14 protein-coding genes are annotated in these 12,111 nt (G+C 56.7%); all 14 read left to right on the forward strand.

The features are described from left to right. On the forward strand, positions 1 to 880 hold an 880-nt coding region (locus PA598K_RS38065), incomplete at its 5' end, for a PD-(D/E)XK nuclease family protein (protein WP_260405488.1). 70 nt (positions 881 to 950) lie between these two features. Continuing rightward, the gene (locus tag PA598K_RS18550; protein WP_128658392.1) at positions 951 to 1,607 is read left to right on the forward strand and encodes a hypothetical protein; all 657 of its coding nucleotides are present in this window, start codon (positions 951 to 953) and stop codon (positions 1,605 to 1,607) included. Between the two features lie 201 nt (positions 1,608 to 1,808). After that, on the forward strand, positions 1,809 to 3,554 hold the full coding sequence (locus tag PA598K_RS18555; protein ID WP_128658393.1) for a glycerol-3-phosphate dehydrogenase/oxidase: 1,746 nt from the start codon (positions 1,809 to 1,811) through the stop codon (positions 3,552 to 3,554). Further along, positions 3,475 to 4,041: a glycerol-3-phosphate responsive antiterminator gene (locus PA598K_RS18560; RefSeq protein ID WP_128658394.1), complete on the forward strand. Its 567-nt coding sequence runs from the start codon at positions 3,475 to 3,477 to the stop codon at positions 4,039 to 4,041. Before PA598K_RS18555 ends, PA598K_RS18560 begins: the two co-directional genes overlap by 80 nt. 12 nt (positions 4,042 to 4,053) lie before the next feature. Further along, entirely contained in the window at positions 4,054 to 5,547 is a 1,494-nt protein-coding gene (gene glpK / locus PA598K_RS18565) for a glycerol kinase GlpK (protein ID WP_128658395.1), read from the forward strand. A 55-nt stretch (positions 5,548 to 5,602) separates the two neighbouring features. After that, positions 5,603 to 5,908 (forward strand): hypothetical protein, encoded by a 306-nt coding sequence (locus PA598K_RS18570; RefSeq protein WP_128658396.1) that lies wholly within the window; start codon positions 5,603 to 5,605, stop codon positions 5,906 to 5,908. Between the two features lie 161 nt (positions 5,909 to 6,069). Continuing rightward, the gene (locus PA598K_RS18575; protein ID WP_128658397.1) at positions 6,070 to 6,417 is read left to right on the forward strand and encodes a histidine triad nucleotide-binding protein; all 348 of its coding nucleotides are present in this window, start codon (positions 6,070 to 6,072) and stop codon (positions 6,415 to 6,417) included. Between the two features lie 154 nt (positions 6,418 to 6,571). Beyond that, positions 6,572 to 6,745: a 30S ribosomal protein S21 gene (gene rpsU / locus PA598K_RS18580; protein ID WP_005547957.1), complete on the forward strand. Its 174-nt coding sequence runs from the start codon at positions 6,572 to 6,574 to the stop codon at positions 6,743 to 6,745. Positions 6,746 to 6,760: 15 nt separating this feature from the next. After that, on the forward strand, positions 6,761 to 7,204 hold the full coding sequence (locus tag PA598K_RS18585; protein ID WP_128658398.1) for a GatB/YqeY domain-containing protein: 444 nt from the start codon (positions 6,761 to 6,763) through the stop codon (positions 7,202 to 7,204). Between the two features lie 291 nt (positions 7,205 to 7,495). Next, on the forward strand, positions 7,496 to 8,500 hold the full coding sequence (locus PA598K_RS18590) for a YhdH/YhfP family quinone oxidoreductase (protein ID WP_128658507.1): 1,005 nt from the start codon (positions 7,496 to 7,498) through the stop codon (positions 8,498 to 8,500). 121 nt (positions 8,501 to 8,621) lie between these two features. Further along, a complete protein-coding gene (locus PA598K_RS18595) occupies positions 8,622 to 9,995 on the forward strand; it encodes an NfeD family protein (protein ID WP_260405491.1) in 1,374 nt (457 codons plus the stop codon). A gap of 59 nt (positions 9,996 to 10,054) precedes the next feature. Further along, positions 10,055 to 11,041 (forward strand): flotillin-like protein FloA, encoded by a 987-nt coding sequence (gene floA, locus PA598K_RS18600; protein WP_128658400.1) that lies wholly within the window; start codon positions 10,055 to 10,057, stop codon positions 11,039 to 11,041. Between the two features lie 43 nt (positions 11,042 to 11,084). Continuing rightward, positions 11,085 to 11,648, forward strand: a complete 564-nt coding sequence (locus tag PA598K_RS18605; protein WP_128658401.1) for a hypothetical protein — start codon at positions 11,085 to 11,087, stop codon at positions 11,646 to 11,648. 173 nt (positions 11,649 to 11,821) lie between these two features. Beyond that, positions 11,822 to 12,100: a sporulation protein YqfC gene (yqfC, locus tag PA598K_RS18610; RefSeq protein ID WP_128658402.1), complete on the forward strand. Its 279-nt coding sequence runs from the start codon at positions 11,822 to 11,824 to the stop codon at positions 12,098 to 12,100. Positions 12,101 to 12,111 lie beyond the last annotated feature (11 nt).

Here is a 12,111-nt window from a genome sequence, read left to right on the forward strand (position 1 = left end):
GGCGGCGGCAGCCGCCCTCGTCGATCCCGAGGAGGAGGCGCGGCGCGCCGAGCGGCTCGCAGCCGTGACGGCGGGAGTCATCCTCACGGATGCGGAGAACGACCAAGCGGCGGATATCGAAGCGCGGCTCGACTGGCGCTATCCCCATGCTGCGGCGACCGGGCTGGCTGCCAAGACGTCGGTGACGGAGATGAAGCGGCTGCAGGCGGAATACGGGCATGCCGAGGGAGCGATCCCGCTCGAGGAAGCGCGTCATATCGCCCCGAAGCGCGGCGGCTCGCCCCGGCGCGGCGGGCTGCCGCCGGGCTCGTTGCGGCTGCGGCGTCCCCGCTTTATGGAGGAGCGCTCGCTAACCGCTGCCGAGCGCGGCACGGTCAACCATCTGGTCATGCAGCACGCGCCGCTGACAGCGCCGCTCACCATCGACCGGCTCGAGGCGCTGCTCGCAGACATGCAGGAGAGACGTCTGCTGTCGCCGGAGCAAGCCGCTGCGGTCGACCGCGAGACCATCGTCAGCTTTTTCACAAGCCCGCTCGGCGAGCGGCTGTTGGCAGCGGACTGGGTGCGACGAGAGGTGCCGTTCAGTCGGACGCTGCCTGCGGGCCGCATCTATCGGGAGGCCGAGCTGGACGAGACGACGGCAGCGGAGCCGGTGCTTATCCAGGGCGTTATCGATTGTCTGTTCGAGGACGAGCGCGGACTCGTGCTGATCGACTACAAGACCGATCGGATCTGGATGAGTCAGTGGGAGGAGACGGCCGAGCGACATCGCTTTCAGCTTGAGCTTTACGCAGAGGCGATCGGCGCTATATTGGACAAGCCGGTGGCCGAGTGCCATGTTTTCTTTTTTGACGGCGGACGATCGGTGCAGTTGACCTGATGCGAGGTCGGCTCAGCGCAAGCGAACGCAGCAGCTAAGGGCTAGTATTTTCAAAAAGGTGGGGGTATAGGTGCAAGAGGAACAGCCGGTGAAGCGTTCCTGGTTTACGGGTGTCGTAGTCGTGTTGCTGGTGGCAAGCCTGACCTACAGCGTGTTCCTGTTCTCGCATAAGCTGCAAAACGACCAACGGGAGAAGGCGCTGAGGGGGGAGCGGATCATCACATCGGCATGGGATACGCGGCTCTACACGGAGATGATCATCGAAAACACGCGGAAGCTGCTGGATACCGATGATCTCGGCGAGCGCATCGCTGCTAAGCAAGCGCTTGGCTACACCTTTGGCGGCTACCCCAAAGGCGTTCAAGCCTTCATCGGGGCAGCGCAGGATATTGAGCCACGCGAGCTGCCTGGTCATCAACGCAATGCGTTGACCTTCCTGTCGCAGATCGAGCTTTCGGTGCGCAGCATCGGCAATCATGACCAGCCGCTCAGCCCGGAGGAGCGGGCTTATCTGGAGGATGTCGTATCGCTGTATGAGCGAATGCATGCGGAGATCAACCGTTTTGGCGTGACGCAGACGACCCAGCAGGAGTCGCTGCTCGTCCTGTCAGAGCTCGAGTGGGTCGATATGGCCTATGCGATACTGGATATGATGAACGAGCCTGAGGGAGTCCTGTTCGAAGGCGTCAATGCGGAGGATGCAGCGCAGACGGAAGCGGCGCAATGACGAAGGCAGCCGCCTTTTGTGAACAATATTCGACGTTATTACGCAGTTTTGTCTAGGATTGACGGATAAAGTGTGATATAATTGGCACAAGTTAATAAAGGGTAGGAGAACGGGAGAACCACAAGCCCCCAAGCTGCGAACGCTCGCAGACTGGGTTCTTGTGGTTCTTTTTATATTTTATCATGGAGGGAGCTTCCGATTATGAGACCATTCTCGGCTGCGGAACGCGAGCAAAGATTAGTAAGGATGCAGAATAGCGAATATGATATCCTGATCATAGGAGGCGGCATTACCGGCGCAGGCATCGCGTTGGACGCCCAGACTCGAGGGATGAAGACGGCGCTGATCGAGATGCAGGATTATGCCGGCGGCACGTCGAGTCGCTCGACCAAGCTGGTCCATGGCGGGCTGCGATATCTCAAGCAATTGCAGGTGAAGATGGTCGCCGATGTCGGCAAGGAACGCGCGGTCGTCTACGAGAACGGGCCGCATGTAACGACGCCCGAGTGGATGCTGCTGCCCTTCTACAAGGGTGGCACGTTCGGCGCGCTGTCGACCTCGTTTGGTCTGCGGCTCTACGACTACCTCGCTGGCGTCAAGCGGGAGGAGCGCCGCAAAATGCTGAACGTCGATGCGACGGCCGCCAAGGAGCCGCTGCTCAAGAAGGAAGGTCTGCTCGGCGGCGGCACCTATGTCGAGTATCGGACCGATGACGCCCGTCTGACGATCGAGGTGCTCAAAAAAGCGGTAAGCGCCGGGGCTGATGCCGTCAATTACCTAAAGGCGGAGAAGCTGCTCTACGACAATGGCAAGCTGACCGGCGTCATCGCCAAGGACAGCATCGATGGCAAGGAATATCGCATCATGGCTCGTCAGATCGTCAATGCGGCTGGTCCGTGGGTCGATGAGCTGCGCGCCAAGGATCATTCCAAGCGCGGCAAGACGCTGCGTCTGACCAAAGGCGTCCATCTCGTCTTCGACGGCGCGCGCTTTCCGCTGCGCCAGGCGGTATACTTCGACACCAAGGATAAGCGGATGATCTTCGCGATCCCCCGCGACGGCAAAACCTATGTCGGCACGACTGATACGGACTATATCGGCGATACCGCCTACCCGCGGATGACCGAAGCCGACCGAGCCTACCTGTTGGCAGCTTGCAACGAGATGTTCCCGGGCGTCAGACTGACTGATCGCGATGTCGAATCTAGCTGGGCCGGGCTGCGTCCGCTCATCTACGAGGAGGGCAAGTCGCCATCGGAGGTATCGCGGCGCGACGAGATCTTCACCTCTCCGTCCGGTCTGATCACGATCGCCGGCGGCAAGCTGACCGGCTATCGCAAGATGGCCGAGCATGTGACGGATCTGATCGCCAAGCGATTGCCGGTCGGCAGCGGGCCTGCATGGAAGCCATGCTCGACACGGACGATGCCGCTCTCGGGCGGCGATGTCGGCGGTTCGCGAGCGTTCCCGGGCTTCGTGCGGCGGATGACGGCAGAGGGCGAGCGGCTCGGGTTGTCCGGCGCGGAGGCGCGGCTGCTGACCGAGCGCTACGGCTCCAATGTGAGCGAGCTGTACCGGCTCGCGCAAGAGTGGCGGGCGGAGGAGGCGCATGGCCTGCCGAGGATCGTCTATGCGATAGTCCGGTACAGCATCGAGTCCGAGATGGCGCTGAAGCCGGTCGATCTGTTTATTCGCCGGACAGGCGCGCTGTTTTTTGACATCGATTGGGTAAGGACATATAAGGGGCAAGTAATCGAGTATATGGCTGACAGCCTGAGGTATACGGAGGCAGACAAACAGGCGTACGCGGCAGAGCTGGAGCGCGAGCTGCATGCCGCCGTGACGCCGGAGGACAGGGAGGAGCCGGATGACGCCGGAGAAGCAGATTATATTGCCGGCAGCAAGACAGATCAAAGATCTGGAGAAGCTGCTGGCCCGAACGTTTGAGACGATCGTCATCCTAGACACGCATATCGGCCAGTTGCAGCCCATCGTGCAATTGGCCAAGTCGCATGGCAAAAAACCGCTGCTGCACGCCGATCTGATCGGCGGCCTCAAAAATGACGAGGAGGCTGCCGAATACCTCTGTCAGGTCATCCGGCCCGCCGGCATCATCTCGACGCGCGCGGGCGTGATCGCCAAGACGAAGAAAAACGGCATCGTCGCGATCCAGCGGCTGTTTATGCTCGACACCAATGCGCTCGAAAAAAGCTATGCGCTCATGCGGAAGACGGAGCCGGACTACATCGAGGTGCTGCCGGGCGTTATCCCCCATATGATCCAGGAGGTGCGTGAGCGCACCGGCATCCCTGTCATCGCGGGCGGTCTCGTGCGAACGACCGATGAGGTGCGGCAGGCGATCGAGGCCGGAGCGGTGGCCGTAACGACCTCCCGCAAGGAATTGTGGGATCAATTTGAAACCAAGTTACGTTAGGAGGAGCCATCCTTGTCCAAAAAATATATCTTGGCCATCGACCAGGGGACGACCAGTTCCCGGGCCATCCTGTTCGATCGGGAAGGTCGCATCGTCAGTACGGCGCAGCATGAAATCCCCCAATACTATCCCGAGCCTGGCTGGGTCGAGCAAGATGCCAGCGAGATCTGGCTGTCTGTGCTAGGCGTCATCGCCAGCTCGCTATCCAAGGCCGGGATCAAGCCCGAGCAGATCGGCTCGATTGGTATAACCAATCAGCGGGAAACAACCGTCATCTGGGATAAAGAGAGCGGTTACCCGATCCATCATGCGGTTGTCTGGCAATCGAGGCAGTCGCAGGACATCTGCGACCGCTTGAAGCGCGAGGGCTGCGAGCAGCTTTTCCGCGACAAAACCGGCCTGCTCATCGACCCTTACTTCTCGGGCACCAAGATCCGCTGGCTGCTCGACCATGTCGATGGCGCACGCGAGCGTGCCGAGCGGGGCGAGCTGCTGTTCGGCACGATCGACTCTTGGCTGCTCTGGAAGCTGACAGGCGGTGCGGTGCATGCGACGGATTACTCCAATGCCTCGCGTACGCTGCTCTACAATATCCACGAGCTTGGGTGGGACGAGGAGCTGCTGGCGGTGCTGGACATCCCGCGCCAGCTTCTGCCCGAGGTGCGTTCCTCGTCGGAAATCTACGGCTATACTGTGCCGCATCACTTCTTTGGCCATAAGGTTCCGATCGCGGGAATCGCCGGCGATCAGCAGGCGGCCTTGTTCGGGCAGACCTGCTTTGAGCGGGGGATGGTTAAAAACACCTACGGCACCGGCTGCTTTATGCTGATGAACACCGGGACGGAGGCTGTGCGCTCGGAGCATGGTCTGTTGACGACGATTGCCTGGGGCGTAGGCGGTCAGGTCGAGTACGCACTGGAGGGCAGCGTGTTCGTCGCTGGCTCCGCAATCCAGTGGCTGCGGGACGGGCTGCGCATGCTGCGCCACTCGTCCGACTGCGAGACGTACATCTCGCGTGTCGCCTCGACAGATGGCGTCTACGTTGTACCTGCCTTCGTCGGACTGGGCACGCCCTATTGGGAGAGCGATGTCCGCGGCGCCGTGTTCGGCTTGACGCGCAGCACGTCCAAGGAGCATTTCATCCGCGCGACTGTAGAGGCGCTTGCTTATCAGAGCAAGGATGTGCTGAAGGTCATGATACAAGATGCAGGCGTTGATCTGAAGACGCTGCGCGTTGACGGCGGCGCGGTAGTCAACGACTTCCTCATGCAGTTCCAGAGCGACATCCTCGGCGTACAGGTGGAGCGCCCGGTCATCCAGGAGACGACGGCGCTAGGGGCGGCTTATCTGGCCGGCCTTGCCGTCGGATTCTGGCCGGATCGGGCGGCGCTGACGGCGATCTGGCATCGCGAGCGGGCTTTCACGGCGGTAATGGAGGAAGCGGAGCGCACCCGTCTGTACGGCGGCTGGAAAAAGGCGGTCCAGGCGGCAATTGCGTTCCAGTAGTAGCCATTTGCCCAGTTCCGAATAAGATATAGCAGGAACGAAAGGAGCTGGGAGGATGGAACAGGTCTCGATGAAGCAGCATTGCGATGAGCATATGCATCGTTATGTGCTGGCGCGTACAAAGGATGGATGGTGCACCGACGGGTTTGTGGAGCATGTGGACGACAATTATGTATGTCTGGCTGTGCTGTGCGAGGGTCCAGGCAGAGACGACAGAGCTTTTGGACCCTATCCGTATTTCGGCACGCCGTTTGCCCGGCCGCCGTTATACCCGTACCCCTATTACCCTCGGCGCTATTTTGCCAGACAGGTGTTTCCGCTGGCGGCGCTGCTCGGTTTGTCGCTGCTGCCGTTTTACTGATCGCTTCAGCGTCCGCATCGCCCCGGAGCCTCTCTTCGGAGCGATGCGTTTTTTCGTTGTTGTCGCAGAGCTGTGTTGGACAAGCTTGGCGCCCCGCGTGCAGCGATTGTCCGTTTCTGCTATGATAGGATGTATACATATTTGTTCGAGGAGGTCCGGGAATGTCAGATTGTATTTTTTGCAAAATTATCGAAGGCAGTATTCCGTCCAAAAAAGTGCTGGAAAACGACCAGGTGCTGGCTTTTCACGATATCCAGCCCGCCGCTCCCGTCCATGTGCTGATCATCCCGAAGAAGCACATCCCGACAATGAATGATGTCGCCGCCGAGGACGGCGAGACGATCGCAGCCGTATTCGCCGCTGCTCGGGAGATCGCCGCAGAGCTGGGGATCGCCGAATCGGGTTATCGCCTGATCAACAACTGCAATAGCGAGGGCGGCCAAGTGGTCTACCATCTGCACGTTCATCTGCTCGGCGGCGAGCCGCTTGGTCCGCTGCTTGCGCATTGATGCGCTGGTGCGACAGTGCGTTACTAGTATGATGCCCTGTCGCGCCCTGCCGCTGACAATGGAAGTTGACACTGACTTTCATTTTCCCTTATAATGAAGTGTGATAATCCGAGTTATCGTTCTGGACGGTCTGTTCTGGAGGGAGGGAAAACTGGTGTCTGAAACAAAAGTTCGCAAAAATGAGACCATCGATGCTGCACTCCGTCGTTTCAAGCGTTCCATCGCGAAGGACGGCGTTTTGGCTGAGGTCAAAAAACGCAAACACTACGAAAAGCCAAGCGTCAAGCGTAAGAAGAAATCCGAGGCTGCGCGCAAGAGAAAGTTTTAGGAGGATCCTTCCAAGATGAACCTTAACGAACGATTAAACGACGATATGAAGCAAGCGATGAAGAGCAAGGAGAAATTCAAGCTCACTACCATCCGTATGCTTCGCGCGGCCGTCAAAAATCAAGAAATTGAATTGAAGCGTCCGCTTGAAGATGACGAGGTGCTTGCGATTTTGAGTCGTGAGATCAAACAACGTAAAGATTCCCTCCAAGAATTTCAAAAAGCCGGCCGTGAAGATTTGACTGCAAATCTCGCAGCAGAAATAGATATTATTAGTGTTTACCTGCCCCAGCAGCTCACAGAAGAAGAAATCAAAGTGATCGTACAGCAGACCATCCAGGAAACCGGAGCTTCTTCCAAAGCCGAGATGGGTAAAGTCATGAGCGCCCTGATGCCTAAGGTAAAAGGACGCGCTGACGGTAAACTAGTAAATCAAACGGTTCAACAATTTCTGCAATAGATACTTAAAAAAACGCCCTCGCGCTGCGAGGGCGTTTTTTTACAATTCTAAGAATTTATAAAATTTCACATTTATATCAGCTTAGAATTCTAAGACAAAAAGCTCTTCGCGTCTCAGAGTTTTGCGAAGCAAAACTAGCTTCGTAAGCATTCGCTTAGGACGACGAAGTCGTTTTTGCTTGGTTGAGAGATTATAGTCACAAGCAAGGGCGTAACATTAATGCTATTATTAATGCATAAGAAATTTCTTTACCTTTATATTTTAGAAACAAATGCATTGGAGGCCAAGATTATGGAACCGTTTCGAGCTTGTATTGTGCGGGAACAAAATCAGCACGTATCTTACTGCGTGGAGAGCATTCAACAGGATTTTTTATCCAAAGGCAATGTAATCATTAAAGCAGCTTATTCTTCCGTAAACTATAAAGACCACTTGGCGGTGAAAGCGAGAGGGGGCGTTATTCGCAGTTATCCAATGGTACCGGGAATTGATGTTAGCGGCACAGTTGTGTCTTCCGACACAGATGCATTTCAAGTGGGACAAGAGGTTTTAGTGACTGGCTTTGAGATGGGAATGACACATACGGGCGGTTTTTCCGATTATGTGCAAGTACCCGAAGAATGGATTGTTCCGCTCCCAAACGGGCTTTCCTTGCGTGATGCAATGGTTATCGGTACAGCCGGGTTTACTGCCGCCCTTTCGATTGATGCGTTGGAAAGCAACGGAATGACAACATCTGAACAGCCTGAAATTTTGGTAACGGGCGCTTCTGGCGGTGTAGGTAGTGTGGCAATTCGGCTCTTATCGCAAAGCGGCTACACCAATATATTTGCACTAAGTCGTAAAAAACAGGAAGAACAGCTGCTTTTATCACTTGGAGCCAAAGGAATTGTTTACGCGGAAGATGTGATACCAGAGGAAACAAAACCTTTGGGGCAGCAGCGATTCCATTATGTACTTGATACAGTAGGCGGGAATGTGGCATCTGCGCTAATTCCTCAAATATACTATGGTGGGAGCATCAGCATGTGCGGCAATGCTGGGGGTATCAAAATGGAAACGACAGTGCTTCCTTTCATACTTCGAGGAGTGAATATACTTGGTATTGATTCCGTAAATTATCCCATTGAAAAGCGCCCTCACATATGGAAAAAATTTGCGAATGAATGGCACATCATGGACGCACTACGTGTTCATGAAATTGCTTTGGATGAATTAGGTAATCCTTTTTCCGCGATTGAACAGGGAACGCATGTCGGTAGAACGATAGTCAAAATCGATGTTACCCGTCCATAATTTGGCTGCCAAGCAGGGTTACGTAAGGTCAATGTCGAAAAAGTGAAACGCGCGGTCGAATCGATACGTATAAGGGACTATCGAAAGCAAGAAAACAAAGGAGGGAAACCTGGTGAGGAGTATGGGAATCCGGCGATGGCTGATCCGTCTGCCGCTGATGCTCCTGATGATGGGGATGGTCGTAGGAACGGCGCTGCCGCTGCTGGCCGCCGCTGATGAGCCTACCGCGGAGGCGCCGCCGATCAACGGTCCGGCTGTTTATGTCATCCCGATCAAGCAGACGATTGAATCCGGACTGCAATCATTCCTGGAGCGAGCATTCCAGGAAGCCGAGGAAGCCGAGGCTGAGCAGATCATCCTGGTCATCAATACGTATGGAGGCCGTGTGGACAGTGCCGACAATATCGGTCAGCTGATCCAGAACAGTCCAATCCCGACCGTAGCGTATGTGCAGAGCAATGCGATCTCCGCAGGCGCTTACATCGCGCTCAACGCCGATCAGATCGTCATGCAGCCGAACAGCTCGATCGGCGATGCTGCTGTCGTCGACGGTACTGGCGAGCTGATCGACAACCCTAAGATTACGTCGATGTGGGTGAGCAAGATGAGGGCGGCCGCCGAGCTGAATGACCGCGATCCGGCGATCGCGATCAAGATGGTCGATCCCAATGTCGAGCTGACGATTGCGGAGCTGAACAACAAAACGCTTGGCAAAGGCGAACTGCTGACGCTCACCTCTCAAGAGGCGCTCGCGGTCGGGTACGCCGAGCATATCGCAGGCTCCGTTGAGGAGACGATCGATTGGCTTGGTCTGGGTCAACGCACCGTTATTGAGGTCGATCTTACGTTCGCGGAGAATCTCGCGACCTGGCTGACCTCTCCGCTCATCCGGACGCTGCTGCTCATCATCGGCATTGCCGGTGTCGCGATCGAGCTGGTCGTTCCCGGATTTGGAGCGCCTGGCATTATCGGTATCGCCGGGTTCGGCCTGTACTTTTTCGCCCACTTTATTGCAGGCTTTGCAGGATTGGAGTCCGTCGTCCTGTTTGTCGTCGGGATTGGACTTTTGATTATCGAATTATTTATACCGAGCTTCGGGATACTAGGCTTCCTGGGGATCGGTTCATTAGTGGCGGGGGTGGTTACTGCAGCTTACGATACTGAGAATGCCTTCTATTCGCTGTTGATCGCCTTTGGCGTGGCAGCTGTGCTGGTCGTCATCTTCGCGATTATTTTCAAGAAGAGAGGCATCTGGAACCGGTTTATCCTCAGCGATTCGCTGACCAAGGAGGCCGGCTACATCCCGGCTACATCCCGCGAGGATCTGCTGGACAAGGAAGGCGTCACCTTGACGCCGCTGCGTCCTTCCGGGACGGTCCAGATTGGGGAAGAACGGATCGACGTCGTCACCTCCGGTCAGTTTATCGCTCAGAACCGGTCGGTGCGGGTCATCAAAGTTGAAGGCACCCGCGTCATTGTCCGCGAAAGCGTGTAAGAAACCAACGAAGGATGGCAATCTGCCATACCAACTTATTTGGAGGGGATTAAGTAAACATGGATCCTATGATTATGTATCTTGTCATCGCGGTCGTTGCATTTATCGTCCTGGTCGTCTTCCTGAATTTCTTCCCGGTCATGCTCTGGATCGCGGCGCTGTCCTCGGGCGTGCGGATCGGTATCATCACGCTCGTCGCCATGCGACTGCGGCGCGTCGTGCCAAGCCGGATCGTCAATCCGATGATCAAAGCGCACAAGGCCGGTCTGGGCATCAATATCAATCAGCTTGAGAGTCACTATCTGGCAGGCGGCAACGTCGACCGCGTCGTCAACGCGCTGATCGCTGCGCAACGCGCCAACATTCCCCTCGAGTTCGAAAGAGCGGCAGCGATTGATCTCGCTGGTCGAGACGTATTGAACGCCGTACAGATGAGCGTTAACCCGAAAGTTATCGAGACGCCGGTCGTCTCCGCTGTCGCCAAGGACGGCATCGAAGTTAAAGTAAAGGCTCGTGTGACGGTCCGCGCGAACATCGACCGTCTCGTCGGCGGCGCCGGCGAAGAGACGATCATTGCGCGTGTCGGTGAAGGTATCGTCAGTACGAACGGCGGCGCCGCTTCCCATAAGGACGTACTTGAAAATCCGGATCTAATTTCCCGGACGGTCCTCTCTAAAGGTCTGGACTCCGGTACAGCCTTCGAAATTCTGTCGATCGATATCGCGGACGTCGACGTAGGCAAAAACATCGGCGCCTTCCTGCAAACGGAGCAAGCCGAAGCCGACAAGCAGATCGCCCAGGCAAAAGCCGAGGAGCGTCGCGCCATGGCCGTCGCCCTCGAGCAGGAGATGAAGGCTCGCGTCGTCGAGATGAGAGCGCGCGTCGTCGAGTCCGAATCGCAGGTTCCGCTGGCGATGTCCGACGCATTGCGTGAAGGCAAGCTTGGCGTGATGGATTACATGAATATGAAAAATATCGAAGCCGACACCCAGATGCGCAGCTCGATCGGCAAGCCAGCCGAAGACAGCAAGAAAACCGACAAATAATGAGTCTTGCGCAACTGAGGACCCTGCTACAGGGAGGTAACAGATGAACATTGTTGAATTTCTGACGCAAAATATTTTTGTCGTCATTATTATTATCGGCTTCCTGCTCTCTTTGCTCGGCAAGAACAAAAAGCAGCAGCCGGGCGGGGGCGGCAATAACCGGATGCCGGACTTTGGCTCCGGCAATCGGCCGGGTGGGCCCACGCAAGGGCAGCGTCCACAACCGCACAGGCCCCATCCGCAGCACAGGCCTCAACCGCAGCAGCATGCGCCCGATTCCCGGCAGCAGGATTTCCCGATGGAAATCCCGGTGCCCGAGGAGCTCGAACGTCGGGTGGAGCGGGAAGAGCTGCAGCAACGCGAGGAAGAGGAGCGCCGACGGGAACGCGTCGAGGAGCAGCGTCGCGCCCGTGAGGAGCAGCGGCGACGGCTCGAGGAAAAGCGCGATCGCGAGAATGAGCGGCGTCTGCGTGACAGTCAGCCGGCTGCCGTAGCGAGCGGCCCAGTCCGTCCGGGCGAGACGCTCCCTGGCGCCAACGAGCTGACGAGCGCCATCCTGTGGGCCGAGATTCTCGGTCCGCCTCGGGCCAAGCGGCCGTTTCGCTAAGCTAGACATCGATTATTAGTTCCGAACATCAAAAAGACTTCGTCGTCCCACGTGGCGTGCGAGGTCTTTTTGTGCTTTTCAAAATTTAAAGACGCTGCTCTGAAGCGAGCGGTCACATAAATCCGCCCTCTGGCGCATAGTTTGGTACAGTACGGGAGGAGGAGACGCTGCCTATGCGCCGCATTAGCCGCAAAATCCGCAAAATGACCGCAGATCTGCTGGATCTGCCACAGGATGTCGTATTTGACCTGCCCCGTATGACGATGATCGGCGACCGCCAGCTGTATATCGAGAATCATCGCGGGGTGCTTCATTTCTCGCAAGACCGGCTTCGTCTGGCGCTCAGCAAAGGCGAGCTGGAGGTTAGCGGAGCGGACCTGGTCATCCGTGGGATCTGGACGGAGGAAGTATTTATAGAAGGACGTATCAGCGCTATTCAAATGTTTGGTTAGGAGGAGAGTTC

This window comes from Paenibacillus sp. 598K (assembly GCF_003851045.1).
Lineage (GTDB): Bacteria > Bacillota > Bacilli > Paenibacillales > Paenibacillaceae > Paenibacillus_D.

Excerpts from the sequence above, each read along its gene's own strand:
- yqfC (WP_128658402.1), top strand. The coding sequence starts at position 11,822 with ATGCGCCGCATTAGCCGCAAAATCCGCAAAATGACCGCAGATCTGCTG.
- PA598K_RS18590 (WP_128658507.1), top strand. The coding sequence starts at position 7,496 with ATGGAACCGTTTCGAGCTTGTATTGTGCGGGAACAAAATCAGCACGTA.
- PA598K_RS18575 (WP_128658397.1), top strand. The coding sequence starts at position 6,070 with ATGTCAGATTGTATTTTTTGCAAAATTATCGAAGGCAGTATTCCGTCC.
- PA598K_RS18585 (WP_128658398.1), top strand. The coding sequence starts at position 6,761 with ATGAACCTTAACGAACGATTAAACGACGATATGAAGCAAGCGATGAAG.
- floA (WP_128658400.1), top strand. The coding sequence starts at position 10,055 with ATGGATCCTATGATTATGTATCTTGTCATCGCGGTCGTTGCATTTATC.
- PA598K_RS18595 (WP_260405491.1), top strand. The coding sequence starts at position 8,622 with ATGGGAATCCGGCGATGGCTGATCCGTCTGCCGCTGATGCTCCTGATG.
- PA598K_RS18555 (WP_128658393.1), top strand. The coding sequence starts at position 1,809 with ATGAGACCATTCTCGGCTGCGGAACGCGAGCAAAGATTAGTAAGGATG.
- PA598K_RS18560 (WP_128658394.1), top strand. The coding sequence starts at position 3,475 with ATGACGCCGGAGAAGCAGATTATATTGCCGGCAGCAAGACAGATCAAA.
- PA598K_RS18570 (WP_128658396.1), top strand. The coding sequence starts at position 5,603 with ATGGAACAGGTCTCGATGAAGCAGCATTGCGATGAGCATATGCATCGT.
- PA598K_RS18605 (WP_128658401.1), top strand. The coding sequence starts at position 11,085 with ATGAACATTGTTGAATTTCTGACGCAAAATATTTTTGTCGTCATTATT.